The 24,894-nt window shown below is 59.7% G+C and carries 23 protein-coding genes, 1 tRNA gene and 1 pseudogene; 14 read left to right on the forward strand and 11 right to left on the reverse strand.

All coding sequences use genetic code 11. The annotated features are described in order from the left end of the window. The first annotated feature begins 15 nt into the window (after window positions 1–15). The 6 genes from JBE38_RS18175 to JBE38_RS18200 all read left to right on the forward strand — a co-directional run bounded on the left by JBE38_RS18175 (window position 16) and on the right by JBE38_RS18200 (window position 5,358). A complete protein-coding gene (locus JBE38_RS18175) occupies window positions 16–1,209 on the forward strand; it encodes a CaiB/BaiF CoA transferase family protein (RefSeq protein ID WP_205344807.1) in 1,194 nt (397 codons plus the stop codon). After that, window positions 1,206–2,147, forward strand: a complete 942-nt coding sequence (locus tag JBE38_RS18180; protein ID WP_161549719.1) for a hydroxymethylglutaryl-CoA lyase — start codon at window positions 1,206–1,208, stop codon at window positions 2,145–2,147. Before JBE38_RS18175 ends, JBE38_RS18180 begins: the two co-directional genes overlap by 4 nt. Window positions 2,148–2,206: 59 nt before the next feature. Continuing rightward, window positions 2,207–3,535, forward strand: a complete 1,329-nt coding sequence (locus tag JBE38_RS18185; protein ID WP_205344808.1) for an MFS transporter — start codon at window positions 2,207–2,209, stop codon at window positions 3,533–3,535. Window positions 3,536–3,605: 70 nt separating this feature from the next. After that, window positions 3,606–4,016, forward strand: coding sequence for a fosfomycin resistance glutathione transferase (fos, locus tag JBE38_RS18190; RefSeq protein ID WP_205344809.1), 411 nt, complete (start codon window positions 3,606–3,608; stop codon window positions 4,014–4,016). 52 nt (window positions 4,017–4,068) lie between these two features. Then, complete coding sequence (locus JBE38_RS18195) at window positions 4,069–4,710, forward strand: LysE family translocator (RefSeq protein WP_090366257.1); 642 nt, start codon at window positions 4,069–4,071, stop codon at window positions 4,708–4,710. A 120-nt stretch (window positions 4,711–4,830) separates the two neighbouring features. Beyond that, complete coding sequence (locus tag JBE38_RS18200) at window positions 4,831–5,358, forward strand: DUF4142 domain-containing protein (protein WP_090366255.1); 528 nt, start codon at window positions 4,831–4,833, stop codon at window positions 5,356–5,358. A gap of 55 nt (window positions 5,359–5,413) precedes the next feature. Here JBE38_RS18200 and JBE38_RS18205 read toward each other — a convergent pair whose 3' ends face one another. The 4 genes from JBE38_RS18205 to JBE38_RS18220 form a co-directional block, all read right to left on the reverse strand. After that, the gene (locus JBE38_RS18205; protein WP_060753737.1) at window positions 5,414–5,839 is read right to left on the reverse strand and encodes a low affinity iron permease family protein; all 426 of its coding nucleotides are present in this window, start codon (window positions 5,837–5,839) and stop codon (window positions 5,414–5,416) included. A 111-nt stretch (window positions 5,840–5,950) separates the two neighbouring features. Continuing rightward, window positions 5,951–6,451, reverse strand: a complete 501-nt coding sequence (locus tag JBE38_RS18210) for a methylated-DNA--[protein]-cysteine S-methyltransferase (protein ID WP_060753736.1) — start codon at window positions 6,449–6,451, stop codon at window positions 5,951–5,953. Between the two features lie 93 nt (window positions 6,452–6,544). Beyond that, a complete protein-coding gene (locus JBE38_RS18215; RefSeq protein ID WP_060753735.1) occupies window positions 6,545–6,877 on the reverse strand; it encodes a hypothetical protein in 333 nt (110 codons plus the stop codon). 117 nt (window positions 6,878–6,994) lie between these two features. Next, complete coding sequence (locus tag JBE38_RS18220) at window positions 6,995–7,906, reverse strand: LysR family transcriptional regulator (RefSeq protein WP_090366250.1); 912 nt, start codon at window positions 7,904–7,906, stop codon at window positions 6,995–6,997. 95 nt (window positions 7,907–8,001) lie between these two features. Between JBE38_RS18220 and JBE38_RS18225 the strand changes: the two genes are divergently transcribed. Then, complete coding sequence (locus tag JBE38_RS18225; protein ID WP_205344810.1) at window positions 8,002–9,165, forward strand: MFS transporter; 1,164 nt, start codon at window positions 8,002–8,004, stop codon at window positions 9,163–9,165. Continuing rightward, window positions 9,162–10,349: an MFS transporter gene (locus tag JBE38_RS18230; protein WP_205344811.1), complete on the forward strand. Its 1,188-nt coding sequence runs from the start codon at window positions 9,162–9,164 to the stop codon at window positions 10,347–10,349. The genes JBE38_RS18225 and JBE38_RS18230 overlap by 4 nt, the downstream gene beginning before the upstream one ends. On the opposite strand, the pseudogene JBE38_RS27700 reads toward JBE38_RS18230, so the two are convergent. From JBE38_RS27700 to JBE38_RS18255, 6 genes and pseudogenes are all read right to left on the reverse strand, one after another. Beyond that, window positions 10,342–10,559 (reverse strand): annotated as a pseudogene (locus JBE38_RS27700) (helix-turn-helix domain-containing transcriptional regulator); the annotation flags it as partial. The gene JBE38_RS18230 and the pseudogene JBE38_RS27700 sit on opposite strands and share 8 nt — an antisense overlap. Before the next feature lie 92 nt (window positions 10,560–10,651). Continuing rightward, window positions 10,652–10,725 (reverse strand) — tRNA-Gly (locus JBE38_RS18235). 220 nt (window positions 10,726–10,945) lie between these two features. After that, a complete protein-coding gene (locus JBE38_RS18240; RefSeq protein WP_205344812.1) occupies window positions 10,946–11,830 on the reverse strand; it encodes an alpha/beta fold hydrolase in 885 nt (294 codons plus the stop codon). 303 nt (window positions 11,831–12,133) lie between these two features. Further along, window positions 12,134–12,826 (reverse strand): 16S rRNA pseudouridine(516) synthase, encoded by a 693-nt coding sequence (locus tag JBE38_RS18245; RefSeq protein ID WP_205344813.1) that lies wholly within the window; start codon window positions 12,824–12,826, stop codon window positions 12,134–12,136. Then, the gene (locus JBE38_RS18250; RefSeq protein ID WP_205344814.1) at window positions 12,826–13,038 is read right to left on the reverse strand and encodes a cysteine-rich CWC family protein; all 213 of its coding nucleotides are present in this window, start codon (window positions 13,036–13,038) and stop codon (window positions 12,826–12,828) included. Before JBE38_RS18250 ends, JBE38_RS18245 begins: the two co-directional genes overlap by 1 nt. Before the next feature lie 85 nt (window positions 13,039–13,123). After that, on the reverse strand, window positions 13,124–14,746 hold the full coding sequence (locus JBE38_RS18255) for a methyl-accepting chemotaxis protein (RefSeq protein ID WP_205344815.1): 1,623 nt from the start codon (window positions 14,744–14,746) through the stop codon (window positions 13,124–13,126). A gap of 261 nt (window positions 14,747–15,007) precedes the next feature. Here JBE38_RS18255 and JBE38_RS18260 point away from each other — a divergent pair, with 261 nt between their 5' ends. Then, window positions 15,008–15,361: a hypothetical protein gene (locus JBE38_RS18260; RefSeq protein ID WP_205344816.1), complete on the forward strand. Its 354-nt coding sequence runs from the start codon at window positions 15,008–15,010 to the stop codon at window positions 15,359–15,361. Window positions 15,362–15,506: 145 nt separating this feature from the next. Continuing rightward, a complete protein-coding gene (locus JBE38_RS18265) occupies window positions 15,507–15,947 on the forward strand; it encodes a DUF3757 domain-containing protein (RefSeq protein ID WP_060753727.1) in 441 nt (146 codons plus the stop codon). A gap of 10 nt (window positions 15,948–15,957) precedes the next feature. On the opposite strand, the gene JBE38_RS18270 is transcribed toward JBE38_RS18265, so the two are convergent. Next, window positions 15,958–17,070, reverse strand: a complete 1,113-nt coding sequence (locus tag JBE38_RS18270) for an enoyl-CoA hydratase/isomerase family protein (RefSeq protein ID WP_205344817.1) — start codon at window positions 17,068–17,070, stop codon at window positions 15,958–15,960. Between the two features lie 135 nt (window positions 17,071–17,205). Here JBE38_RS18270 and ung point away from each other — a divergent pair, with 135 nt between their 5' ends. The 4 genes from ung to JBE38_RS18290 all read left to right on the forward strand — a co-directional run bounded on the left by ung (window position 17,206) and on the right by JBE38_RS18290 (window position 24,845). Beyond that, window positions 17,206–17,898 (forward strand): uracil-DNA glycosylase, encoded by a 693-nt coding sequence (gene ung, locus JBE38_RS18275; protein ID WP_205344818.1) that lies wholly within the window; start codon window positions 17,206–17,208, stop codon window positions 17,896–17,898. Window positions 17,899–18,128: 230 nt separating this feature from the next. Continuing rightward, complete coding sequence (locus tag JBE38_RS18280) at window positions 18,129–20,219, forward strand: hypothetical protein (protein ID WP_205344819.1); 2,091 nt, start codon at window positions 18,129–18,131, stop codon at window positions 20,217–20,219. A 212-nt stretch (window positions 20,220–20,431) separates the two neighbouring features. Continuing rightward, complete coding sequence (locus tag JBE38_RS18285) at window positions 20,432–22,357, forward strand: hypothetical protein (protein ID WP_205344820.1); 1,926 nt, start codon at window positions 20,432–20,434, stop codon at window positions 22,355–22,357. A gap of 199 nt (window positions 22,358–22,556) precedes the next feature. After that, entirely contained in the window at window positions 22,557–24,845 is a 2,289-nt protein-coding gene (locus JBE38_RS18290) for an autotransporter outer membrane beta-barrel domain-containing protein (RefSeq protein ID WP_205344821.1), read from the forward strand. The last annotated feature ends 49 nt before the right edge of the window (window positions 24,846–24,894 follow it).

A 24,894-nucleotide genomic window follows, 5' to 3' on the forward strand; every position in this document is an offset into this window, starting at 1 on the left:
CAAGAGGTACACCCCATGACGGCTCCCCTGAGCGGTATCAAGGTGATCGAGATCGGTACGCTGATCGCCGCGCCGTTTGCCGCACGGCTGATGGCCGAGTTTGGCGCCGAGGTGATCAAGATCGAAGCCCTGGGCCAGGGCGATCCGCTTCGCAAGTGGCGAAAGCTGCACGAAGGCACGTCGCTGTGGTGGTACCTGCAATCGCGCAACAAGAAGTCGTTGGCCCTGGACCTGAAGTCCGCAGAAGGCCTGGGCGTGATCAAACAACTGCTCGGCGACGCCGACGTCCTTATCGAGAACCTGCGCCCCGGCGGCCTGGAAAAACTCGGCCTGGGCTGGGACGTGTTGCACGCGCTCAACCCCAAGCTGACCCTGGTGCGCATTTCCGGTTATGGCCAGACCGGCCCTTACCGTGACCGCCCGGGTTTCGGCGCCATTGGCGAGGCCATGGGCGGCATCCGCTACACCACCGGCAACCCGGATTCACCGCCGGCGCGGGTGGGCGTGAGCCTGGGGGATTCCCTGGCGTCCTTGCACGCGGTGATCGGCGCGCTGATGGCCTTGCTGCGGGTCAAGACCGGCCAGGGCGACGGGCAGATTGTTGATGTGTCCCTCGCCGAAAGCGTGTTCAACCTGATGGAAAGCCTGGTGCCTGAATACGACATGCTCGGCCATGTGCGTGAGCGCAGCGGCGGTGCCTTGCCGGGCATCGCGCCGTCCAATACCTACCTCACCGCCGACGGCGCCTATGTAGTGATTGCCGGCAACAGCGACCCGATCTACAAGCGCCTGATGACCGCCATCGGCCGCGCCGATCTGGCCGAGGCGCCGGAGTTTGCCCACAACGATGGCCGTGCGGCGAAAAGCGGCGTGCTGGATGCGGCCATTACCCACTGGACCAGCAGCCGGCCTATCGAGCAGGTGCTCAGCGCCCTGGAGGCCGCCGAAGTGCCGGCCGGGCGTATCTACTCGGTGGCCGACATCGTCAGCGACCCGCATTACCAGGCACGCGACATGCTGCTCAAGGCCGAGCTGCCCGGCGGTGTGTCAGTGAAGATGCCCGGCATTGTGCCCAAGCTGTCGGAAACGCCCGGCGCAATCAACTGGCAAGGTCCGGCCCTGGGCCAGCATACGGATGACATCCTCGGCAGCCTGGGTATGACGGTTGCCGATATCCAACGTCTGAAAACCTCGGGAGTGGTGCAATGATCACTGACTATTCGGCAGGGCTGATCGTGCAGGAAGTATCCCCGCGCGACGGCCTGCAAATCGAGCCGACCTGGGTGGCGACGGCCGACAAGATCGCGTTGATCGACCAGCTTTCCCTGGCTGGATTCTCGCGCATCGAAGCCGGTTCATTTGTCTCCCCCAAAGCCATTCCTGCATTGCGCGACGGTGAGCAGGTGTTCCAAGGGATTCAACGCAGAGCCGGGGTTATCTACGTAGCACTGATCCCCAACCTCAAGGGAGCCCAGCGTGCCATCGACTCGCGCGCCGACGAATTGAACCTGGTGATGTCCGCCAGCCAGACCCACAACCTGGCGAATATGCGTATGCGGTGCGAGGCATCGTTGGCGGCGTTCGGCGATATCACCCGCTTTGCCGCCGATTACCCGGTGCGCCTCAATGGCAGTATCGCCACCACGTTCGGCTGCCCGTTCGAAGGCAGGATTGACGAAGACCGTGTACTGGAAATTGTCGACGCTTATCAGGCGCTCGGCATTCGCGGGATCAGCCTTGCCGACACCACCGGCATGGCCAACCCGCGCCAGGTGGAACGTCTGGTCAAGCGCGTATTGCAGCGCGTGCCCGCCAGCGATCTGACCCTGCACTTTCATAACACCCGTGGCCTGGGTTTGTGCAATGTGCTGGCCGCCTACGAGGCCGGTGCCCGGCGCTTTGACGCGGCCCTGGGCGGGCTCGGCGGTTGCCCGTTTGCGCCGGGCGCGTCGGGCAATATCTGCACCGAAGACCTGGTCAACCTGTGCGAGGAAGTCGGCATTCACACCGGCATTGATCTGCCGCATCTGCTGAACATATCCCGTCGCCTGCCGGCGCTGCTGGGTCATGAATTGCCCGGTCAAGTGGCCAAGGCCGGGCGCAACTGTGACCTGCACTCACCCCCGGATCACATCGCCACGTTGTAACCCTGTACCAGACAACAAAAACAATCGGGCGCCTATGAGCTGCCCGCTGGAGAGAAATCATGAACACTAATACGTTAGAGGCCGGCGCGAGCGCGGCCGGAGCAATCGATCCGATCAAGGCGGTGGTCAACAAGGTCGCCTGGCGCCTGATGCCGTTGATCATGGTCTGCTATCTGTTTGCTTTTTTCGACCGTATCAACATCAGCTTCGCCAAGTTCCAGTTGCAGGCCGACCTCGGCTTGAGCAACACCGCATACGGCCTGGGGGCCGGCTTGTTTGTCGTGGGTTATGTGCTCTTTGAAGTGCCGAGCAACATGATGCTCTACAAGGTCGGCGCAAGGCGCTGGATCGCGCGCATCATGCTGTCCTGGGGGCTGGCGACGGCGGCCATGGTGTTCGTCACGGCCGAGTGGCAGTTCTACGTCCTGCGTTTTCTGATCGGCGCCATGGAGGCCGGTTTTGCCCCAGGCGTGCTGTATTACCTGACCCTCTGGTTCCCCCAGGATTTCCGTGGGCGTATCACCTCGATGCTGTTTTTGGCTTCGGCCTTTGCCGGGCTGATCGGCGCGCCGTTCTCCGGGCTGGTATTGGGCCACATGGATGGCGTGCTGGAGATGCGCGGCTGGCACTGGCTGTTCCTGCTGGGCGGCCTGCCCTGTGTGGTGCTGGCGTGGCTGGTACTGACGCAGTTCAAGGACCGCATCGAGGATGCGCCCTGGTTGAACTGCGACGAAAAGGCATTGCTCTCAAGCCGTATCGCGGTGCATGAGGTGCATCAAAAAGGCTCCCTGCTGCAAGCCTTGCGAATTCCAGGTTTCCTGATGCTGGGCTTGATTTACTTCCTGATCCAGGTGGCGTCCTATGGCCTGAATTTCTGGGCGCCGCAATTGATCCGCAGCACGGGGATCGAAAGTTCGGTAGTGATCGGCCTGCTGACTGCTGTTCCCTACATTTGCGGAGCCATCACCATGGTACTGGTGGGGCGTTGGTCGGACGCGACGGGGGAACGGCGCAAGTTTGTCAGTGGCCTGGTCGCGTTAGGCGCGGTAGGGTTCTTCTGCGCCGGGATCTTCGATGATCACACCACCTTCCTGATCATTGCCCTGGGGCTGCTGGGTGCGGGTATCATCGCCTCGATCCCCACCTTCTGGACGTTGCCGCCCAAGCTGTTGGCAGGTGCCGGGGCAGGGGCCGCCGGCGGGATTGCCTTGATCAATACCCTGGGGCAACTGGGGGGTATTGTCAGCCCGGTGATGGTCGGTCGGATCAAGGACATGACGGGCAGTACCACTCCGGCTCTCTACGTGATTGGTGTCTGTGCACTGATCGCTGCCGCGCTGCTGCTGTGGGGGTTGCCGCAAAAGCTGCGGACCTCCGACAAGCGCTGACGAATCCTCACGCAGCGTCCGAGGTCAGGCGGGCGCTGCTTTGCATTCAATTGGATAACAGGAAAACACCATGCTTTCTGGTCTCAACCACCTGACGCTTGCCGTTACCGACCTGCACCGCAGCGTCAGTTTCTATCATGAGTTGTTGCAGCTTCGGCTCGACGCCACCTGGGACAACGGCGCCTACCTCTCACTCCCCGGTTTATGGCTGTGCCTGTCGCTCGACCCTTCGCGCTCCGTGGGCGCGACGGCTGAATATACCCACTACGCTTTTACCGCACATCCAGATGACTTCAGCGAGGTGGTGGCGCGCCTGCGTGCTGCCGGTGTGCAAGAGTGGCGCGATAACCGCAGTGAAGGCGCGTCGTTTTACTTTCTCGACCCTGACGGCCATAAGCTTGAAGTGCATGTCGGCGACTTGGCGTCGCGTCTGCAAGCCTGCCGCACCCAGCCTTATGCCGGAATGAAGTTTTACCCGTAGCGGCAGAACGTGCAGAATCGATCCACCTCAACCCTCTGCCAGAGTCGTGCCCATGACCCCGTCCTTGCTGCTCGCCGTCCTCGCTTCGGGTTTTATCTACGGTATTACGCCAGGGCCGGGTGTCCTGGCCGTGTTCGGGATTGGCGCCGCACGTGGCCGCCGCGCCGGGGCGGGGTTTCTCGGCGGGCATCTGCTCGGCGATGTGGTGTGGTGCAGCACCGCGCTGATCGCCATCGTCGGTGCAAAGGAAGTGGGCAGCAGTGCCTTTGATGTATTGGGCGTACTCAGCGGCCTGTATCTGTTCTGGCTCGGTTGGCGCGCCATTCGTACCCAGGTTCGCAGCAGCGATGCGCCGCAAGGCGCCGCCCGGCATCCGTTCCGGCACGGCATTCTGTTCGGTTTGACCAACCCCAAGGCTTACCCGGTGGCGGTCGCAACCTTTACCGCGTTGTTGTCGAGCCGCGCCGAATTGCTCACCTGGTCGATGCTGCCGTGGCTGATTGTCCTCAGCTTTCTGGGCGGCCTGCTGGCCTATGCGATCCTGATCGGCGTGGTCGGCGCCCAGCGCGTGCGCACCGTCTATCAGCGCCATGAAATCCTGATCACCCGGCTCTGCGGCGTGATGTTCATCGGCTTTGCCATCAATGCCCTGGCGCATGCGTTGCCAGGGTTGTTCGGCAGCAAGCCGGCGTGACCTACCGACGACCGTTCGTCGCACTGAGCAGGTTTTTCTAAACCTTTGCCGCCCGGAAAATTCGAATTGAGGGCGGGGCCGCGTTGCCCCGCCCCTATTTTTGCCCTGGAGGACCCTATCATGAGCCGCATGGCTATCCGGTTACGCACCGCCAGTTTCGCGATGCTGCTGGGCCTCGGCGCCAGCAATGCTTTCGCCCAGTCGCCTGCTGAATTCATCGAGCAGGCTTCGGCCAAAGGGATGGCCGATATCGAAACCAGCCGCATGGCCCACGCCAAGACCTCATCCCAGGAAATCAAGGATTACACCATTGAGGTGATCAACGAACGGACCCTGGCCAACCAGCATTTGGCGGCGATCGCCAAGAAGCTCGACCTGCCCGTGGCCCCACGGGAGAAAATCGTCGATAAGGCCGAAACCCTGATGCCGCAACTCAAGGACGGTGACTCCTTTGACGCCGCTTATACCGCGCAGCAGGTCAAGGAAAATGAAGACGCCATTGCGCTGTTCAAACAGGAAGGCGCGGCGTCGGACGTACCGGAAATAAAAGCCCTGGTCGATGAGACGCTGCCCAAGTTGGAGGAGCGTCTGCAGAAAGCCCGGGCGCTGGCGTCGACCTATGGCAAGGGCCATCAAGGCGACGGTTGAAGCCTTGGCCGGCAATGAAAAACGGCGGTTGGAGTTTCTCCAACCGCCGTTTTTTTCAGGCCTGATTCAAATCGGTATGGGCGCGCGCCGTATCGTCGCCATTCTCACCACAACTGTCGTTCAGGTTGACGGTGCCGGTGTTGCCAATGCTGCGGTACTGCTTGCGCAGTTTTTCCAGCTCTTTGCGGTCCAGGCCTTCCAGGCTCAACACCGCATTTTGCGCATCTTTGGACACGCGCAGCAGCTCATCGATTTTGATATGCAGAATGTCATTGTCCCGGTTTTGCGTGTTCTGGATCAGGAACACCATCAGGAAGGTGATGATGGTGGTCGAGGTGTTGATGATCAGTTGCCAGGTGTCGTTGTAGTGAAAGTACGGGCCGCTGAGGCTCCAGAGGAAAATCAACGCGACCGCCGCGTAAAATGTCCGGGCACTGCCTGCCCAGCGGGACAGGGTTTGGGAGACTGCAGAAAATTTCATGGCCGTGTTCCTTGAATCGTGGTGATGAAAGATGGACCACGGCGTTTCGCTGAAATTTCTTTTAACAATTGATGCGATGACCCAGCGGTTACAGCACCTTCGTCAAGTGCCTCAAAACGCCAGTTCGGCCTGGCCGACGCCTTCCAGCGCGAGCAGATATTGCTTGGCCTCAAGCCCCCCGGCGAACCCGGTCAGCCCGCCCGATGCGCCGATCACCCGATGGCAGGGCGCGATGATCGAGATCGGATTACGCCCGTTGGCAGCACCCACCGCGCGCACGGCTTTCGGGTTGCCGATCTGCCGGGCAATCTGGCTGTAGCTGCGGGTTTCGCCAAAGGGAATGGTCAGCAGCGCCTGCCAGACCTGCTTCTGAAAATCCGTGCCGGTGAAGTCCAGTTCCAGCTCGAAACGGTTGCGGGTGCCGGCGAAGTATTCCTTCAACTGGCGTTCGGCCTCCAACAGCACCGGGCTGTCATTGGCTTCCTGCAATTGACCCAGGCGTACACGGTTGGCACGCTCGGTTTCCCACAGGATGGCACTGAGTTTGCCATTGCGCGCCACCAGGGTGAGCTGGCCGACGGGGGAGGGCATGAGCTTGTATTCGTAAGACATGATCGGGCTCCTGAGGGTAAAAGGTACGACGCTACTGTAAGTCCCTCGACCCGACTGAAAACTACGATTCTTGCGCTCGAATTCTGCGGCAGTCTAGGTGTTCCAGTAAACCCAATGGGCATAGTGTGGGTAAACATACAGCCAGGACACCCAATAAAGCGCCATGAGGACCGATGCATTCGCCGTCAACACCCATGAGATGACATTGAGCACAATGACCACCCAGGCGAGTCGCGTCACACGTCGGCTGGCGTAGCGCCGGGCTCGCCAAACGCCATAGGCGGAGGCTGCAATCGAGCCGAGCGACAGGAGCATCCCCAGCGGGAATGGCAGCTTCACCCAGGCCACCAATAGCGGCAATACCAATACCCAACCCACCATTTGGCGCAGTATGGGTGTTGGTGTGCGTTGTCCGGGTTCAAGCATGGCGCTGATCCTTCCTTCAGGCTGGCGAGTAGACATGATCAACATGCCAGTGCGCCGTGGCATTCAGATATTTCCGAGTGATCGTTGGCGCTGCTGTTGCCACACCTTCAGCGCCGCCTAGTCGCAGCTAAGCCGAGTGCGGGTCTGCAGGGTCTCCTCGATGACGGCGAGAAAGGCTTCAACCAAGCCACTTTTTGTTTCACCCGAAGTCAGTACCAACAATTGGGCACACGCATCCACTTCCACCAACGGCCGGTACGTCACGCCTTTGTTCATCAGGCTTTGTGTGCACTCCGGCACCAGTGCCACGCCTTGACCGGCTGCCACCAGGGCAATGATCGAGGTGATCTGCCGTCCGGTCGGGCCGGCGCGCAAGGGGACGCCGTGGTGCCGGTAAAGCTGCTCGATGGACTGGTTCAGCCCCGATCCATAATCCGGCGGAAACAGGATCAACGGGTAAGCGCTCAATTGCGCCAGGTTGACCTGTGGCTCGAGCGCCAGGGGGCTGTCGCTGGAGACGGCCGCCACCAATCGTTCTTCGCCCAATGACCGGGCTTGGACGTCTGGGGCCTGTGGCTGCAGGCGACTGAGCCCGATATCCAGCCGCCCATCCGCCACCTGCGCGCCCAGACTACCGGAGGCGCACTCCACCAAGGTCAGTTGCACGTCGGGAAAACGCTGGGCGAACGCCTGGATCGTCTGGCTGAACAGATCCGACAAAGCGATTGAGCTGACATAGCCCAATGCCAACTGCCCGGCGGTGCCGGCGGCCAATTTGCCGGCGATCACTTGGGCCAGCTCAACCTGTTCCAGCACCCCCCGGGCGTAGGGCAGAAACGCACGGCCCGGGGCAGTGAGGGTCACCCTGCGGCTGGTGCGGTCGAACAGCTTGAAACCCAACTCCGCTTCCAGCGCCGAGATCTGCCGGGTCAGCGGTGGCTGGGCCAGATGCAGGCGCAGGGCGGCTCGGCCGAAGTGCAGTTCTTCGGCGACCGTCAGAAAGTAACGCAGCTTGCGTAGGTCAAGCATCCTGGTCCTTGGGTATTGATCGGTCGGAAATCGGTATTGGTCTCGATCCTGCCGCCCATTCTATAAAGGCAGGACAAAATAAAACGAGATGTTTCATGAAACCGCGCCTGCATTGTGCCCGCCTTGCCCTGTTTTTGTGTGGATGCGCGGCGTTTCTCAACCTCTATGCGACCCAGAGTATTCTCCAGACCTTTGCCGTGCAGTTTCAGATCAGCGCCAAGGCGGCGGGGTGGAGCATCACGGTGACGACCCTGGCCGTGGCCATCACCGCGCCTTTCGTCAGCCGCCTGACCGGGCGTTTCGAACAACGCACGGTGATCGCTGTGGCCGCGTTGTTGCTGGCAGTGCCAGCGTTGATGACGGCGTATGCCGACAGCTTCGCCGAAGTGCTGGCGTGGCGATTCGTCGAAGGCATGTTGATCCCGGTGGTGTTTGCCACCAGCGTGGCGTATATCGGCGATCGCTGGAGCGGCGGTACGGTGACTGAAGTCACCAGCCTCTATGTGGCGGGCACCGTGTTGGGCGGGTTTGCCGGGCGCTTCGTCACGGGGGTGATCACAGAGTATGTGGGCTGGCGCGAGGCCTTTGAGTGGCTGGCGGTGCTGAGCTTGATGGTGGGGGGGTTTATCCAGTTTCTATTGCCCGCCAATCGGCCACGGGCGGTGCAGTTGAAAGGCTCCGCAGCGGGCGTCTTTCGCCTACCGTTGTTGGCGGCCTACGCCGTAGGGTTTTGCGTGCTGTTTTCACAGGTTGCGGCGTTTACCTACGCAGGTCTTTACCTTGGTTTGGCGCCTTACCATCTCGGGCCTGCCGCCTTAGGCGCACTCTACATGGTCTTCCTGTTGGCCCTGGTGGTGATCCCCCTTGCCGGCCGTCTTGGCAAGGCCCGGCCCCATGCCGAGCTGCTGAGTGTTGCCGTCGTGCTCGGCGTCGTGGGTTCGGCACTGACCTTGTTGTCGTCCTTGTGGTGCATCGTGGTAGGGCTGGCCCTCAGTTCCACCGGGGTATTTCTCGCGCAGACCGCCGCCAATGCCTTCACGGCTGCCAGTGCCCTTGACAACAAGGCTGGCGCGGTGGGGGCCTACCTCACGTGTTATTACCTGGGCGGCAGTTGCGGCGCCATCGTCCCTGCATTGCTCTGGGAACAATGGGGCTGGCCCGGTTGCGTGAGCCTGATTATCGGTGTGCAACTCCTCACCCTGCTGATCGCCCAGACCGGCTGGAAGCCCCTTACGCCTGAACGGGTCCCGACACCATGAACGATATGGTCGCCTTGCCTGCAACCGAACGATCCTCGCGCCGTCGCTCGCTCATCGCCGGTTGCAGCGCCCATGCCGTGCACGATGGCCTCACTGATGTCATCTATGTACTGCTGCCGATCTGGCAAACCCAGTTCGCGTTGTCCTACGCCCAGATCGCCCTGTTGCGCGGGGCCTATTCCGGGACGATGGCGGTGTTCCAACTCATGGCCAGCCGTGCGGCCAAGCGCTGGGGGCGCATGCCGATGCTGGTGGGCGGTACGGCGCTGGCAGGTGCCGCTTATTTGTTGGTCGGGCAAGCCACCGGCCTCGGCCTGTTGCTGCTGGCGCTGCTGCTCGGCGGCCTGGGCGCCAGCGCCCAACACCCGCTGGCGTCCTCGATGATCACCGACGCCTACGAGGATGGCGGTGGCGTCAAGCAAGCGCTGTCCCAGTACAACTTCTCCGGCGACATCGGCAAAACCCTGATTCCGGGGCTGATCGGCCTGCTGCTGACCGTGGTCAGTTGGCGCGCCAGTGCCACACTGCTGGGCTTGCTGGGTCTGCTGGCGGCGGGGCTGTTGTGGTGGTTGATCCCTGGCCAGTCTTCTCTACCCCCGTCGAGTAAAAAGGCAAAGCCCCTCACCGGCAACGGCTCCGCCACGGGCCTGCGCGCACTGATCCTCACCGGCACCCTCGACAGCGCCGTGCGCATGGGGTTTCTCACGTTCCTGCCGTTCCTGCTGCAAGCCAAAGGCGCGGGTACGGCGGGCATTGGCTTGGCACTGATGCTGCTGTTTATCGGCGGCGCGTTCGGCAAGCTCTTTTGTGGCTACCTCGGCGCCCGTATCGGCATGATGAAAACCGTATGGCTGACGGAAACCAGCACCGCGCTGCTGATCGTCGCGGCGGTGTACCTGCCACTGGCCGGGTTGATGGTGATGCTGCCGGTGCTCGGCCTGGTGCTCAATGGTACCTCCTCGGTGTTGTACGGCGCCGTGCCGGACCTGGCGAGCGCGGGCAAGCGGGAACAGGCGTTTGCGCTGTTCTATACCGGCACCATTGGGGGCGGAGCACTGGCGCCGGTGGTGTTGGGTGGCGTGGGGGATGCGCTGGGCGTGCCGGTCGCGGTGATGGTGTTGGCAGGGGTGTTGTTAGTGACGTTGCCGTTGGCGTGGGTGGTGCAGCGGGGGCGGCTCAAATGATTGAGTGATGGGCAGTGTGTCCCGCTCGGGCAAACAGATCGATACCCAGGGAGTGGAGTGCTTTGAGTACGCTTTCAACGCGAGGTTTTGCGCCGGGAGCAAGGGCTTTGTAGAGGCTCTCACGGCCCATGCCCGCTTCAGCGTTAACCTTTGTCATTCTTTAGCCACATAGCTGATGGCGCGAAGAAACGCTTCATTGTCACCGTCGGTCCTAGCGTAGGGCAAAAAAAACCGGCCTCAAAGGGCCGGTTTTTTAGGCATCCTGCGTCAAAAAACAACCTGACGTGGAGCGCGAATTTGAGTGGAGCGGGTAGAGGGAATCGAACCCTCGTCGGAAGCTTGGGAAGCTACTGTTCTACCATTAAACTATACCCGCTCAGAGCGGCTGACTTTGTACCAGATGTTCGCCGGGATTTGAAGTTTTTCTTCAAAAATGTGTGGGTTACGTAAGTCGACGACTGGATCCACTGTAGGAGCGAGCGTGCCTGTGGCGAGGGAGCTTGCTCCCGCTGGGGCGACGCGCTCCTAAAATAAAAACAGTCGGGCTGCTTCGCACCCCAGCGCAAGCAAGCTTGCTCGCCACAGTAAGCGATATTTCAAATTGCCAAGGCATGCTGCGTCTGGTCCCGTTGGTAGCGCAATCGACTGGCCTGACGCTCTGGCTTGAGGAAGCCCACCACCGCATTCCGAGTGTCCCGGCATGCAGCCTTGTGCTCCATGTCCAGGAAGTGCCCGGTCGCCTGGATGGTGCTGAAGCTGCTGTTCGCCACGTGTTGACCGAACAACGTGGCGTCCTGGGCGCTGGTGTATTCGTCCCATTCGCCATTCACAAACAGCACCGGAATGTCGATCTGTTTGGCCGCCTTGAGGTAGCACAACCGGTCGCTGTTCAACACCTGGCTGATGTGAAAGTGCATCTGCCCATATTCGTGCTCGGCCAGGCTGCTCACGTGCTTGTAGTTGAAGCGTTTGAACAGCGATGGCAGGTGTTTGCCAATAGTGCTGTTGACCAGGTGGCCGACGTTGTGACGGTCGAGGTTGCCGAGGTAGTCGACGCCGCGTTCAAGATAATCGCGCATGGGCGCGTTGATCACCGGGGAAAACGAGCTGATCACCGCTTTTTCCACGCGTCGTGGGCGGTGGGCAAGGGCGACCAGCGTGGCGGCACCGCCCCAGGAGAACGACAGCACGTGCTCAGCGGCGAAGTGGTCGATCAGCTCCAGCAGGATCTGGCCTTCGACTTCTTTCGTCAGCATGCGCTCATGGCGGTTATGGATTTTGGAGCGGCCAGCGTAGGGCTGGTCGTACAAAACCACATTGAATTGCGGGTACAGGCTTTTCAAGGTTTGGGCGAAAGATGCCGTGGTGGCCATGGAGCCGTTGACCAGGATGATGGTCTTGTCAGCAGCTTCCGCGCGATAGAACTCCGTGTAAACCCGATACTGACCCTGTATATCCAACACAGCGATTTCTGGCCTCATGTCATAAGACTCCTGGCAAGCGGGTAGGGCGCGCAGAACACTCTGCACGAGCTTTATGACAGGTAGGCATACGCCTGGAATGGGAGGCCCATGTCGGTCCGATAACGGCTGGCCGACGGGTGTTGTTATGGCGGGCTATTTGCCGGGAAGGCCCATGGATCAGGCGCGGGCGGGGCAAAGTGTTTCTTGGAGGTTATAGGCGACTCATCAGTCATATTTTGGCTGACGGTGTGATTCAAGCACCTGACCCCGGAAGTCGCAAGCCACAGAAATGGGTTTTTGCCACTACCGGCCGAACGGTCGTCATACCTGTCGGATTTCATCCGCGGTCAGCGCGCGATACTGGCCCGGCTCGAGGGCTGCATCCAGCGCCAGCGGGCCCATTCGCTCGCGATGCAGGCCGGTCACCTTGTTATTGAAGTGCCCGAACATGCGCTTGACCTGATGGTAGCGGCCTTCAATGATGCTCAAGCGTGCGGCTCTAGGGCCCAGCAGTGCCAATTCGGCCGGTTGGGTGGTGAGGTCTTCAAACGCAAAATACAGGCCCGCGGCGAAAGTCGACGCGTATTCCGGGCCAATGTCCTGCTCGGTCTGCACCAGGTAGACCTTGGGCAGTTTGGTCTGCGGTTGCGTGAGGCGGCGCGACCATTGGCCGTCGTTGGTGATCAGCATCAGGCCGGTGGTGTTGAAATCCAGGCGGCCGGCAATGTGCAACTCCTCTTTGTCCGGCTCATCCAGTAGATCCAGCACGGTGCGGTGTTGTGGGTCGGCCGTGGCGCTTACGCAACCCTGGGGTTTGTGCAGCATGAAGTAGCGCGCCGGTTTGCCGGCCTGCAGCACATCGTCGTCAACGCACACGCGGCTGAAGGCCCGCACCTCGTGATGCGGGTCGCTGACCGCTATGCCATCGATCGACACCCGCCGTTCAACCAGCAGCAGGCGGACTTGCTTGCGATTGAACCGCGGCAGGTTACTGAGGAAACGATCAACCCGCATTACGTCGGCCCGTTGCCACGCAACTGCTCATCGACCTGGGCACAGCGCGGGCACAGGCAGGCCTGGTTGCGCAATTCGTCGGGCAGGGCCTGGAGGACTGCCGGGTCGATGGTGACGCTGTAACACCAGCACGGCTGGTCGACCGTGCGCGGGTCAGCCAGGGAGCAGTCGTTGCGGGCGCCGCAGGCAGGGCAAAGGGTGGGCGTGGTCATGGGCAGGTTCGGGCTGGGTCGGGCAAGTTTCCGGAGCGTTCCCGGTGTGCCTTGTACGATACAGGGCCGACCCTGCCCAGGCTACTCAGAGCTGGAACTTGCTGACCAGTACGTTGAACGAGGTGGCCAGGCGCGACAGGTCCTGGCTGGAGGCGTTGGTCTGATGCGCACCGGCGGCCGTCTGGGTGGACAGATCCTGGATGTTCAGCAGGTTGCGGTCCACCTCGCGCGCTACCTGGGCCTGCTCCTCGGATGCCGAAGCGATCACCAGGTTGCGTTCATTGATCTTCGCCACACTGGTGGTGATCCGTTGCAGAGCCTCGCCGGCGTTCTGCGCCAGGGCCTGGGTGTTGTTGGCCCAGGTCAGGCTCTTGTTCATCGCCGCCACGGCATTGTCGGCGCCGATCTGCACTTCACCAATCATCTTTTCAATGTCGACTGTGGACGTCTGGGTACGGTGGGCCAGCGCCCGCACTTCATCGGCGACCACCGCGAAACCACGCCCCTGCTCACCCGCACGAGCGGCTTCAATGGCGGCGTTAAGGGCCAGCAGGTTGGTCTGTTCGGCAATGCCACGGATCACATCGATCACCTTGCCGATTTCCCGTACCTGGCCGGCGAGCTCTGCAACCGATTGCGTGGAACCGTTGATCTCGACCACCATGGAGTTCATGCCGGACACCGCCTGCTCCACTTGTTGGCGACCATCTTCGGCCTCGGTGGTAGCCTGGCGCGACACTTCAGAGGTGGAGACTGCGTTGCTGGCCACTTCTTCCACTGCGGCGGTCATCTGGTTGACGGCGGTGGCGGCTTGTTGAATCTCATCATTCTGACGCGTCAGGCCACGGCTGCTTTCATCGGTGACCGCACTCATTTCTTCGGCCGCCGAGGCCAACTGGTCGGATGCGTTGGCGATTTCCATGAGAGTGCTTTTCAGGCCGCCCTGCATACCCGACAACGCCATCAGCAGTTGCCCCGCTTCGTCGGTACGTTCGGTGATGATGGCCTGGGTCAAATCACCCTGAGCAATGCGTTGGGCGCTTTCCACGGCCTGGGCGATAGGGCGGGTGATCAGGCGCGTGATCAGCACGCCAACAATGATCGCGATGATGAAAGCCAGCAAAATGCCGCCGATCATCCACGTCAAGGCGCTACTGCGCAGCTCCTCGGCAGCGATCGCGCCTTCCTTGATCTGGCGGTTATTGGACTCGACCATTATGCGGATCAGCTCGCGTGCCTGACGGAACAGTTCGTTGTTGGTGGTATTGAGCTGAGTGCGGGCTTGATCGATCTGGCCGGCGTCGAGCAGAGAAATGATGCGCTCGGAGTTGCTGATGTAGGTGGGCCACATCTGATCGAGCTTGTCTCCTGCTACCCGTTCGTCATCTTCCAGCGGCGTTGCGCGATAGGTGGCGTAGGCAGCCTGGCTGCGCTTGAGCTCCTGGGCGATATCCTGGCGCACGCGTTCGCGATCCTGTGGGGCAACATCGCCTTTGCTGGCGTCCATCAAGCGGTACATGCCGCGGTTATGGGCCATAAGGCCGTTGAGGGTAGCGGCTGTATTACTCACAGAGACCAGGTTGTTGGAGAACGTCAGTTCCAATGCCGTGGAGAGACGAACCACGCCTTTGATGCCTAGAAGGCCCACCCCAAAAGTGATTAGCGCACACAATAGAAATGACAGCAGCAGTTTGGTTGAGATTTTCATGGGCGATTCCGGAAAGGGTAGCGAAGAGGGCACGCTAGAGCCTCCCTGGCCCTTGGTGGTGTCATAGTGACATCATCGCAACAGGCAAAGTTGCATGCCAGATAAATTTACTGAATCGATAAAGCCAGAAGGGATGTATCAAGTTGTTGCGAAAACGCACCAGATTCTGTTTTTGATGTCAGATGTTTCGTCATTCAGTGAAAGCTGAATGCCGCGCTCCAGCGTCGCTGGAGGTGCTCTCTCGCGGTCCAGGAGGCCGCCATGTATCGACGACTGCTGCTCACTGCTTTACTCGGCCTGACCTTGTCAGCTTGCGTGCCTTACTACGAGGGAGGCGGCACCTACTACCGCTCCGAAGTCTACACAGCGCCTGCGCCGGCCTACTATTACGGCGGCCCTGCCTATTACGGGCGCGGTTACTACGCGCCGGCACCGCGCTATTACTCAGCGCCACGCTACTATTCGTCACCCCGGTATTATCAGCCGTCACCGCGCTATTACCCACGGCCCGGTTACCGACCCTATCAAAATCAGGACTGGGGCAGCCGTTGGGGTAACGGCGGCGGTCACGGGCGCGGCTCCGATCATGGCGGCGGGCGCGGCGGGCATCGCTGACGAGCGGAAGAAACGGCGCATGAGGCGCCGTTTTTTTATACCTGGCGTTTATAAGTACTGTCAGAATTAACAGCTATATTTTGGGGCCAAACTATATTTCACTGCACAAAAGCCGTTGTGCTTGTCCAGTGGAGCGACTCGTCGAATGAACCTCCCTCTATTCAAACAGCAGGTGGCCCTGTGCATCTTGATGCTCAGCGCTATCGCCCAAGTGCAGGCTGAGCAAGGCTGCCCCTATCCCTCCGCGATCCGGTACATCGACGGGCATTTCAGAACCGTGGACAAGCAACTGCTGTGGCAGAGCCCAAAGGTCGACAGCCGCGACTTTATCGACCTGTTTATCGGCGCAATCTTCATGCCGGGCAGCGGGCAAGAGCGGGAAGACGGCTACATGGACAAATGTCTCTACCGCAGCGGTAGCGGTAACCTGGTTGCCATGAGACCGGCCCTGGGAGACCTTGTCACCAACATGTCGTTGACCAGTACTTCGCATTGGGAGCCTGGCGAAGCTCCTTTCGAACAACAGGTTTTTCTGTGCCGCGACAGCCAGCCCGACAACTGCGCGTTCAGGGTCAACGGTCGGTAGGCATGAGCTGTCAGTAGTCGGACAAATCCGCCAGCGGGTGGCGACCTTCCCAGGCTTTGTTGAAATGCGCCTGGACTACCGCGTCCGGGATCGTGTCGATATCCGGCCAGTGCCAGTGGGGCGCCTGTTCCTTGTCGATCAAACGTGCGCGCACGCCTTCGGCAAACTCGGGGTGACGGCAGCAATTGAGGCTCAAGGTGTACTCCACCTGGAACACCTGGGCCAGTGACAGATGACGGGCGCGCCGCAGATGCTCCCACAGCAGATGCGCGGTCAGCGGGCAACCGTCGCTGAGGGTTTTGCCGGCGCGGCTCAACAGCGGGTCGGTGTGCTCGCGCAGCTGGCTCAGGGCGCGCCAGGCACAACGTACGTCACCCACGTCCAGCCACTCGTCGATCTGCGCACGACGCGGTAGCCATTGTGCTGCGGGTTGCTGGCCAAGCGCTTCCTGGCTGAGGGCCTTGAGCAAGCTGTTGAGCTGTTTCGCGGTCTGCTCCTGCCAGTTCAGGCGCAGCAGGCCCTCGATCAGCGCCTCTTGTTGGTCATCGCGCAGGAAACGGTCGGCCAGGCCCAGGTCCAGGGCATCTCGAGCGTTGATCGGCGCGCCGGTAAGGCCGAGGAACACACCCAACTTGCCGGGCAGGCGCGAGAGAAACCAGCCGGCGCCCACGTCCGGGTACAGGCCGATGCTGATTTCGGGCATACCCAGGCGGCTGCTGGGCGTCACGATGCGCGCCGCCGCGCTTTGCAGCAACCCCATGCCGCCGCCGAGCACGTAACCGTGGCCCCAACAGATCAGTGGCTTGGGATAGGTGTGCAGGCGATAGTCGAGACGATATTCGGCGGCAAAAAACTGCGCCGCCAGGCCGGGCACCGCGCCGGGATGTTCACGACAGGCCTGGGCCAGGCTGCGTACTTCGCCACCGGCGCAAAAGGCTTTGGCGCCGTTGCCGCGCAGCAGCACGCAGACAATATGCGGGTCTTTGGCCCAGGCTTCCAGGCGTTCGCTCAGGGTCAGGATCATGGGCAAGGACAGGGCGTTGAGGGATTTTTCCGCGTCCAGGCTGGCGATGCCGAGGCGGGCGCCGTCGCTGCAGGTCAGCTCTTCGAAGTGCAGGTTCATCGTGACCTCAATCGATAGGTTGGAAGATAAGTATGATCGCTGGGTAGGAAAGTGCCGGTGGTGTGTCAGATCAATTGACAAGCGGAGTGGGCTTTCCTAGGGTTCGCTTCATTCTTTTTACCAGACAAGTGCACGATGACCGACGGCGACCGTATCAAACTCGAACCCAGCTGGAAACACGCCCTGCGCGACGAATTCGAACAGCCCTACATGGCCCAGTTGCGCGAATTTCTGCGCCAGGAACATGCGGCCGGCAAAGAGATCTACCCGCCTGGCCCGCTGATTTTCAATGCGCTCAATTCCACGCCGCTGGACCAGGTCAAGGTGGTGATCCTGGGCCAAGACCCGTACCACGGCCCCGGCCAGGCCCATGGCCTGTGCTTCTCGGTACAACCGGGCGTGCCGACGCCGCCGTCGCTGGTCAATATCTATAAAGAGCTCAAGCGCGACCTGAACATCGACATCCCCAACCACGGCTGCCTGCAAAGCTGGGCCGACCAGGGCGTGCTGCTGCTCAACACCACCATGACCGTCGAGCGCGCCAATGCCAACGCCCATGCGGGCAAGGGCTGGCAGTTCTTTACCGATCGGATTATCGAAGTGGTCAGCCAGCACCAGCCGCACCTGGTGTTCCTGCTGTGGGGCGCGCACGCCCAGAGCAAGCAGAAGCTGATCGATGCCACCAAGCACCTGGTGCTGACCTCGGTGCATCCCTCACCGTTGTCGGCGTATCGCGGGTTCCTGGGGTGTGGGCACTTCAGCCGTGCCAACAAGTTTCTTGAGCAGAATGGCGAGACGCCGATTGATTGGCGGTTGCCGTTGGTCTGAATGACTAGGGCGGTGCAACGCCGCTTCGGCCTTTGTAACTTGTTGTTTTATCAATAGTTGGCAATGGGGCTCAACTTGGAGGGGGGCTTCGGTGGCCGCCGTTACCTGTTAGTTCTGACAGTATCCCCCCTCAGCAGAAAGGCATTAACTAATCTTCCCGACCACAGGATCTGGCACGTAGCAGGTCGTGGTCGACGGTGGCTCATTGCTAATTGCCCAGGAGACTAGACATGCCAAAATCCAATGGACACGATTCCACGCTCACCAGCACCAAAGTCCTTGGCGTTAATATGCTTGATGCACCGGACGTACCCGATGCATTACCGCTCATGCCAGACGACAACGGTCATAAAATCCCAGTGCCCTTTCAAAGTACGGGGTTGCGGGTTTTGGTGCCTGTTCTATGGGGCGGAAGTACCTTTCTACAGCCGGGAGATATAACTGGTGTGCGTTGGTATTGGGACAAAGCCACTGTTCCGTTTGATACCAAGTTCCTGGAATATCCCTATGACGAGAACGATCTTCCCGACGCCGATGGCTTTGTCCCCTCTCATTTTATGGACGCTCCCGGCCTGCATGACGTTTACTACCGAGTGACTTTGAGAGAGACCAGTGGAAACCCCTCCGAACCTTCTTTCGTAACAGTGCTGGACAGTGACAAGGTCGGGCCCAATCAGGGGCAACGAGGTCCGCGTCTTCGTTTTCCGCCGGAGGTCGAAGCAAACGGTGTCGACGACCCCTATCTGGATGACCCTGCCAACAACGGCGGGGTGGTGGCAACGATCGTCTCCCCCACTGTACCTGCCTGGTTGGATATGCGACTGGGCGATAAGGTCGAGACCTATATCGCGCTTTTACCTTCGGTACGTTCGCCGCGCAAACATGACCGGCGACAGGGCATCGTTGCCACTACCGAAATCACTCAGGCACACAAAAACGGAGAACCGGTAACAGTATTTCTCCCAGGGGATCTCCTGCGTGGTCTGCAGACCGGTAAGGAATACAACTTTTATTATTTTCTCACTGATCGCTCTGGTCGTGAGTCCGGGCCATCCTTCACTGCCCCCTTATTTATCAACCTGGTAACTACACCTACTGACCTACGCCCGGTGCAACTGCCGCAGTTGGAGGATGGGCTCATAAACCTGGCCGACGCCCGTCAACAGGGGGGGGTGTATATGAACATCCTTGAGGTGGTCGGCTCCATCGCCGGGGATATTTTGCAGCCCTTTTGGGACCTGATTGCCCTGGACCCAATCGTAATTGCTGATGTTCAGGTCTGGCCCATCCGTGTCCCCATTCCTTATTCACTTCTTGCAAGCGGTGGCTACGAGTTTACGCCGGGGGTTGTCCGGGCAGACTACACCTGGCAGCGCGGCACGTCGCCAACACGGCCGTCGCAACCACGCTTCGTGCCGGTCGACCTCACGGTTTTCGGGGCGGTGAGCCCTGACAATCCGGACCCGATCAACGCCTTGCTGGGCAGGGTCACCGTCAAGGGAAGAGACGGTGACAACCTGTTGACCATCAATGATGTGGGTTTACCTGTGCGGGTCGTAGCGCCGTTGCCGGACGGGCCTGTGATAGGGCACATCCTGGAGTTGATGATAGGCACCCACCCTTCACCCGTTGCGACTTATCCCGTGCAGCAAGGAGATGTCGCCGGTCAGGAAATCGAGTTTTTTGTCGACTGGGATATTGTCGAATTGATCGTCGGCTCTGGCGGTGTCATTCCTTTCTTCTATTGGACTTTCAACGGGGTCAACCGCCAGCGCGCGCCTGATACGGCGGTGCTCGTCAATGTCATCCCTATCGTCGGGCTGCTAAATCTTGTGTACGTTGGGGTCAACTATGGGCCAGGGCCCGATTCTGGCTTTATCAGTTGCCCACTGCGACCTTGGGTAAATGGTGCGGGGGTCTTGATTCCCGGGGATGAAGATAGACTGGGGGCGGGGGATGAGGTCCGTCTGGAATGGGCAAGCTATGCGAACCCCAATGGTCATCCCAGTGGCGTGATGCCAGAAACCATAGCGACCTTTTCACATGTGTTGACTGCCGATGAGGCCCGCAATGGGTATGAGTTCAGGGTTGCATTCGATCCCTTTATCCGAAACCCGGGGTTGGTGAAACCGGCCCCAGGGCAGACCAACCCTCGGCACGGCTCTGCCGTTGCGCGCTACCAGGTCATCAAGCCGGCGGGAGGGGGTATGGGCTATTCCCGCCCCGCGCTGGTCTTCATCACGTTGATCCGACCTGGTGGTGCGGAACCTTGCCTGGCGGATGACATTAAAACGCTTCGTCAGGATGAAAGGCTCGCCTGAGTTTATTCAAGGATCAGTGAAGTGAACGGGTGGTGAGTACTGTCAAGTTTGACAGTTATGCGTCGCCCCAAAATGCTCTCTAATGAACGAGACATCAACGAGTTTGTAGAACCAGACAAGGTGATGGTTGTTTGTTTAAGCAATTACATCGGGTGTGTCATGCAGTCGTTTTATGCCCGGACAGATACTTATTTGTATGAGGAGTTTGAATCATGTCCAGTAAGCCCCATGAACCCGCTATCAAATCAGAAAGCCCCCTAGAGGATTGGGAAGATCCGCCAAATAATCCCTCGCTTCAACCCGCGCCGCTGATCCCCGGTTTATTGCCTGCTATTGTCGGAGATACTCACCGCAATATCGTGACCCGCACGATGCGGTTGGAAGGGATTCAACTGCATGTTGCGCCGTGGTCACGCGGGTTCGTGGAACTGTTCGAAGTACTCACAGTATTTGTGAACGACTGGCGAGTCTTCATTGAAAGCTTCGCGACGGCCGACGTACTTCCAGACCCGGTTATCCTGGACATTGGACCTAAATCGTTGTTGCAGACTCACGGTCTCAAAGACATTCGAGTGCATGTGCGCAATGCCAGCGGTAATGATATTAACTACAATCTCATCCGGATTTACGTGGATGCGCAGGATCCTAATTACGGTGCTCAACCTGCCAGGGTCCAGCTCGAAAATTATGGTTCGGAACTGACTCCCGCTTTTCTGGTCGGTAAAACCGGCCTGGGATTCACCATCCCCACACCGGCGGACCGTCGTGGTGGCGATACCTATAGTGTGTATGTCGGGACTTCCGACAGCCCCATCGAAGATGCTGTGCCGCCGACAGGAGATATCACCGGCATCATTCCAACGGCGGTGATCCTGGAAAAGCCAGGTGAAATCGAGGTGACTTACAATCTGACGGACCGTGCCTTTAACACTACGAATCTTTCTCTTCCGAGCTATGTACGGGTCAGCCTTAACGAGCCACCGGTATTCGGCCTGATTTCGGTGCTGGAAGGCCCGTTGGTGGATAAGGAGGAAGCCCGTAATGGTGTGACGATACGCCTGCAAGGTCTGACCGGCCACTTGCCCAGTGACAGGCTGGTGGTGATGTGGGAGGGGGCAGAGGTCTATAACCAACCGATTGGCATGGGCACTTTCCCACTGGATATCCCCGTCGGCTTTGCGCCCATCGCTGCACCAGGGGAGTTTTACGAGGCGAATATCGCACTTGTTATCTATCGCCTGGACGGTTCAACCTACCCTGCGCCGATAGTACAAACACAAGCTGATCTACGAGAACCTGGGGTCTCAAACCCTGGTGAAGGGCCTGTAGACCCTGCCATTACCGCACCTACGCTCATCGGTGGTGGGCCGCTGCCCAGCCCTCCCAACCGCCTCTCCGAGAAAGACCGCGGCTTTGATGCAACGGTCAGTTTCCCGTTACCAACCGGTTTGGTTTCGGGGGATCACGTTGATTTCGTCTATGCCGGCAACGTTGTCGCCACTTACCCAGTGACGGGCTCGGAAGGTGCTGGTTTCCTGGTACCCTTTACCATCGCTTGGGCCGATATCGATGCCGTGGGCAACGGTACCATTGATACCTACTGCATCATCCGCAATGCGGTCAATTACAAGCATTCGGTGCATCAAGATGTGATCGTGGAGATCTTCAATCTATCGGGTCTGGGGCTGGCTATTTTCGACAAGGCTCAAACCATTACAGGCAACCCGAACTTCAGCTATTTCATCAATTGCGGTCACGTGCCCTGGGAGTCTGTTCCTATCAGGATTCTGGACCCTGCAATACTCCAAATGGACGACAAGATCACGGTTGAAGCGGTCAGGTATGCTTTCGCAACGCCCGTCGGTATGCCTGTCGGAAACCCCATTGTGAGTCCTGAATTCACCCTCACCAGCTCCGATGTCAACAATGGTTTGATCGTGCCGATGCACCTGAACGCCTGGTTCGAGGACTTCACGGGGACTCAAGCTCGAGGTTACATCGGTATACGTTGGAAACTCTTGCGACCTTCGACTGGGGATCGAGGCCAATCCGATGAGGTGAGGGCTGCCTGGGATCTGCTTTCCACTGGCTCGCCGCCCACCTGTGTTCCCGGGGCAACACGTCGCGGTACGCTTTGATTAGTACGGCCCCGCCTGTCTCTGTGAGGCAGGTGGGGCCGTTTTTTATCCACTGACCTGTCGTCGCTACAGACGCGTCATTAAGGAAAGTCCTACACGCTTAGGGAAATCAGATCATTAGTCTCTGCGCCGTGAAAACGGAAACCTATTCGATACGGGGTCCGGGTTCGAACTGGTATTTATTCTGAGGCTACATGACATGACTTCCATTACTGCTCTTCCGTTTCGTTATTCGCGTTTATCGTCCTTCGTCAAACTGATGGCGATTGCGCCACTGTACCTGTTAAGCGAACAGGCGCTTTCAGCTATCGTAGTCGACGGTAACGTCGGTAGCGGCAAGCTAGACGTCTACTCTGGAACAGGTGCCACCGACTACATTGCTAGAAACGGTGCGACGCTGAATGTTCATACCGGCGCAACGGTTAAAGAAATCAGCGCCACCGACGGATCAGCGCTGACCTTGACAGGCGCCAACGTGACGTCCGTCCATGGCTCCCAGGCGGCGATTGCGCTCAGCAATTCAAATGCAGTGATCTCTGGTACGCGTATTACCAGCTACACGAACGGTGGCTTGAACGTGGCTCGCGAGGCGAGTTCGACCACAGGTTCGCATGCCCAGGTCAACGACAGCGAGATCACGGGGGCGACCTACGGCGCCAACGTCACGGCCCACAGCCTGTTGGAGTTGAACAACACATCGCTGACGGGCCAAAGCCAGCAGGGCCTGAGGTTGCTCAGTGGTTCGGCGATCGCGACAGGCAGTGAAATTACCGGCGCTACCACGGGTGTCGTCATGACGCTTGATAGTGCTACTGCGACTCAAGTGCCTCAGTTGACCCTGGATGGTTCGCGGGTTGTCGGGCTCAACGGTCCGGCGATCAGTGTGCTGGGGCCCGTAACGGCTGAAATCGACGTTAAAAATGGCTCCACCTTGCAGGGGCAGAACGGCAACATGCTGGAGCTCGCCAATGGTGGTTCGGCCAACATGCGCGTCAACAACAGCGCCCTGGCCGGCAACATCCAAGTGGGCACGGGCAGCGCCCTGGACCTTAACCTTGACCACGCCATTATGAATGGCGATGTGATCAACGATGGCGGCACCGCCAGCGTGGGCTTGAACAATGGCGCGGTACTCACCGGCCGCCTGGAGAACGTCGACAAACTGGCGATCAACAGCGACGCCACCTGGGTGATGGTCGACAACCAACAGGTGGGCGACCTGTCGTTGAGCGGCGGTCACGTCAAGTTCGGTGACACCGGCACGTTCTACCAATTGGACGTGGCCAACCTGTCGGGCAATGGCACCTTCATCATGAGTGCGGACTTCTCCACCCTGACCGGCGACTTCCTCAATGTCACCGGCACGTCCTCGGGTGACCACAAGCTGTTGATCGCCAGCAGCGGGGCCGACCCGTTGAGTGAAGACCGCCTGCACGTGGTGCACACCGAAGACGGCGGCGCGAAGTTCAGCCTCGTGGGGGATCGCGTGGATGTCGGTACTTATTCCTACAGCCTGGTTGAGGACAACGAAGGCAAGGACTGGTTGCTGGACCCGGGCAGCAAGGTCATCAGCCCAAGCACCAACTCCGTGCTGGCCTTGGCCAACGCGGCGCCGAGTGCACTGTATGGTGAAATGACCAACCTGCGTACGCGCATGGGTGAGTTGCGTCACAGCGATGGCAAGTCGAGCGGGCTGTGGAGCCGTGCGTACGGCAACAAGTTCGAAGTGGACAACCGCAATAAAGGAGTGCAGTACAACCAGAACCAACGTGGTTTCACCCTGGGTGCGGACACACCACTGTCGGGCGGCGATGGCCAATGGCTGGCCGGCTTCCTGGCGGGTCACAGCACGTCGGACCTGGACCTGGGCCGTGGCAGTAAAGCCACCGTCAACAGCTACTACGCCGGTGCCTACGCCACTTGGCTGGACGCTGAAAGCGGCTTCTACTTCGATGGCGTGCTCAAGTTCAACCGCTTGCACAACGAGTCCAACGTGGCCATGAGCGACGGTAAAAAAGCCAAGGGCAACTACACGCAGAACGCGGTTACCGCTTCGGCGGAAGTGGGCCGGCACATCAAGCTGGACGATGGCTTCTTCGTTGAACCTTACGGTCAACTGAACACCGCAATCATCCAGAGCCAAAGCTATGAGCTGGACAACGGCCTGCAAGCCAAAGGCCCGCGTACCGCTTCGGTGGTGGGCAAGGCCGGTGTGACCGCCGGGCGTGATATCCAGCTGGACGGTGGCAGCGTGCTGCAGCCGTACCTGCGTACCGCGGTTGCCCATGAGTTCAACCAGAGCAACAAAGTCTCGGTGAACGGCAACAGCTTCAACAACGACCTGTCGGGTACCCGGGTTGAAATGGCGGCGGGCGTGGCAATGGCCGTGTCGAAGAACTGGAAGGTGCATGCCGATGTGGAACGCAGCATGGGCAAGAACATTGACCAGCCTTGGGGGGTGAATGTGGGGGTGCGTTACGATTTCTAAGGGTGTGAGCGTGTAGCGTGAAGTATGAAAAAGCCCCGTATTGGTTAAT

This window comes from Pseudomonas sp. ICBG1301 (genome assembly GCF_016918385.1).
Lineage (GTDB): Bacteria > Pseudomonadota > Gammaproteobacteria > Pseudomonadales > Pseudomonadaceae > Aquipseudomonas > Aquipseudomonas palleroniana.

Coding starts and splice junctions, on each gene's coding strand:
- JBE38_RS18200 (WP_090366255.1), top strand. CDS start 4,831: ATGAGCCGCATGGCTATCCGGTTACGCACCGCCAGTTTCGCGATGCTG.
- fos (WP_205344809.1), top strand. CDS start 3,606: ATGCTTTCTGGTCTCAACCACCTGACGCTTGCCGTTACCGACCTGCAC.
- JBE38_RS18215 (WP_060753735.1), bottom strand. CDS start 6,877: ATGCTTGAACCCGGACAACGCACACCAACACCCATACTGCGCCAAATG.
- JBE38_RS18255 (WP_205344815.1), bottom strand. CDS start 14,746: ATGAAAATCTCAACCAAACTGCTGCTGTCATTTCTATTGTGTGCGCTA.
- JBE38_RS18245 (WP_205344813.1), bottom strand. CDS start 12,826: ATGCGGGTTGATCGTTTCCTCAGTAACCTGCCGCGGTTCAATCGCAAG.
- JBE38_RS18180 (WP_161549719.1), top strand. CDS start 1,206: ATGATCACTGACTATTCGGCAGGGCTGATCGTGCAGGAAGTATCCCCG.
- ung (WP_205344818.1), top strand. CDS start 17,206: ATGACCGACGGCGACCGTATCAAACTCGAACCCAGCTGGAAACACGCC.
- JBE38_RS18195 (WP_090366257.1), top strand. CDS start 4,069: ATGACCCCGTCCTTGCTGCTCGCCGTCCTCGCTTCGGGTTTTATCTAC.
- JBE38_RS18205 (WP_060753737.1), bottom strand. CDS start 5,839: ATGAAATTTTCTGCAGTCTCCCAAACCCTGTCCCGCTGGGCAGGCAGT.
- JBE38_RS18230 (WP_205344811.1), top strand. CDS start 9,162: ATGAACGATATGGTCGCCTTGCCTGCAACCGAACGATCCTCGCGCCGT.
- JBE38_RS18290 (WP_205344821.1), top strand. CDS start 22,557: ATGACTTCCATTACTGCTCTTCCGTTTCGTTATTCGCGTTTATCGTCC.
- JBE38_RS18250 (WP_205344814.1), bottom strand. CDS start 13,038: ATGACCACGCCCACCCTTTGCCCTGCCTGCGGCGCCCGCAACGACTGC.
- JBE38_RS18285 (WP_205344820.1), top strand. CDS start 20,432: ATGTCCAGTAAGCCCCATGAACCCGCTATCAAATCAGAAAGCCCCCTA.
- JBE38_RS18265 (WP_060753727.1), top strand. CDS start 15,507: ATGAACCTCCCTCTATTCAAACAGCAGGTGGCCCTGTGCATCTTGATG.
- JBE38_RS18280 (WP_205344819.1), top strand. CDS start 18,129: ATGCCAAAATCCAATGGACACGATTCCACGCTCACCAGCACCAAAGTC.
- JBE38_RS18240 (WP_205344812.1), bottom strand. CDS start 11,830: ATGAGGCCAGAAATCGCTGTGTTGGATATACAGGGTCAGTATCGGGTT.
- JBE38_RS18220 (WP_090366250.1), bottom strand. CDS start 7,906: ATGCTTGACCTACGCAAGCTGCGTTACTTTCTGACGGTCGCCGAAGAA.
- JBE38_RS18185 (WP_205344808.1), top strand. CDS start 2,207: ATGAACACTAATACGTTAGAGGCCGGCGCGAGCGCGGCCGGAGCAATC.
- JBE38_RS18270 (WP_205344817.1), bottom strand. CDS start 17,070: ATGAACCTGCACTTCGAAGAGCTGACCTGCAGCGACGGCGCCCGCCTC.
- JBE38_RS18260 (WP_205344816.1), top strand. CDS start 15,008: ATGTATCGACGACTGCTGCTCACTGCTTTACTCGGCCTGACCTTGTCA.
- JBE38_RS18210 (WP_060753736.1), bottom strand. CDS start 6,451: ATGTCTTACGAATACAAGCTCATGCCCTCCCCCGTCGGCCAGCTCACC.
- JBE38_RS18225 (WP_205344810.1), top strand. CDS start 8,002: ATGAAACCGCGCCTGCATTGTGCCCGCCTTGCCCTGTTTTTGTGTGGA.
- JBE38_RS18175 (WP_205344807.1), top strand. CDS start 16: ATGACGGCTCCCCTGAGCGGTATCAAGGTGATCGAGATCGGTACGCTG.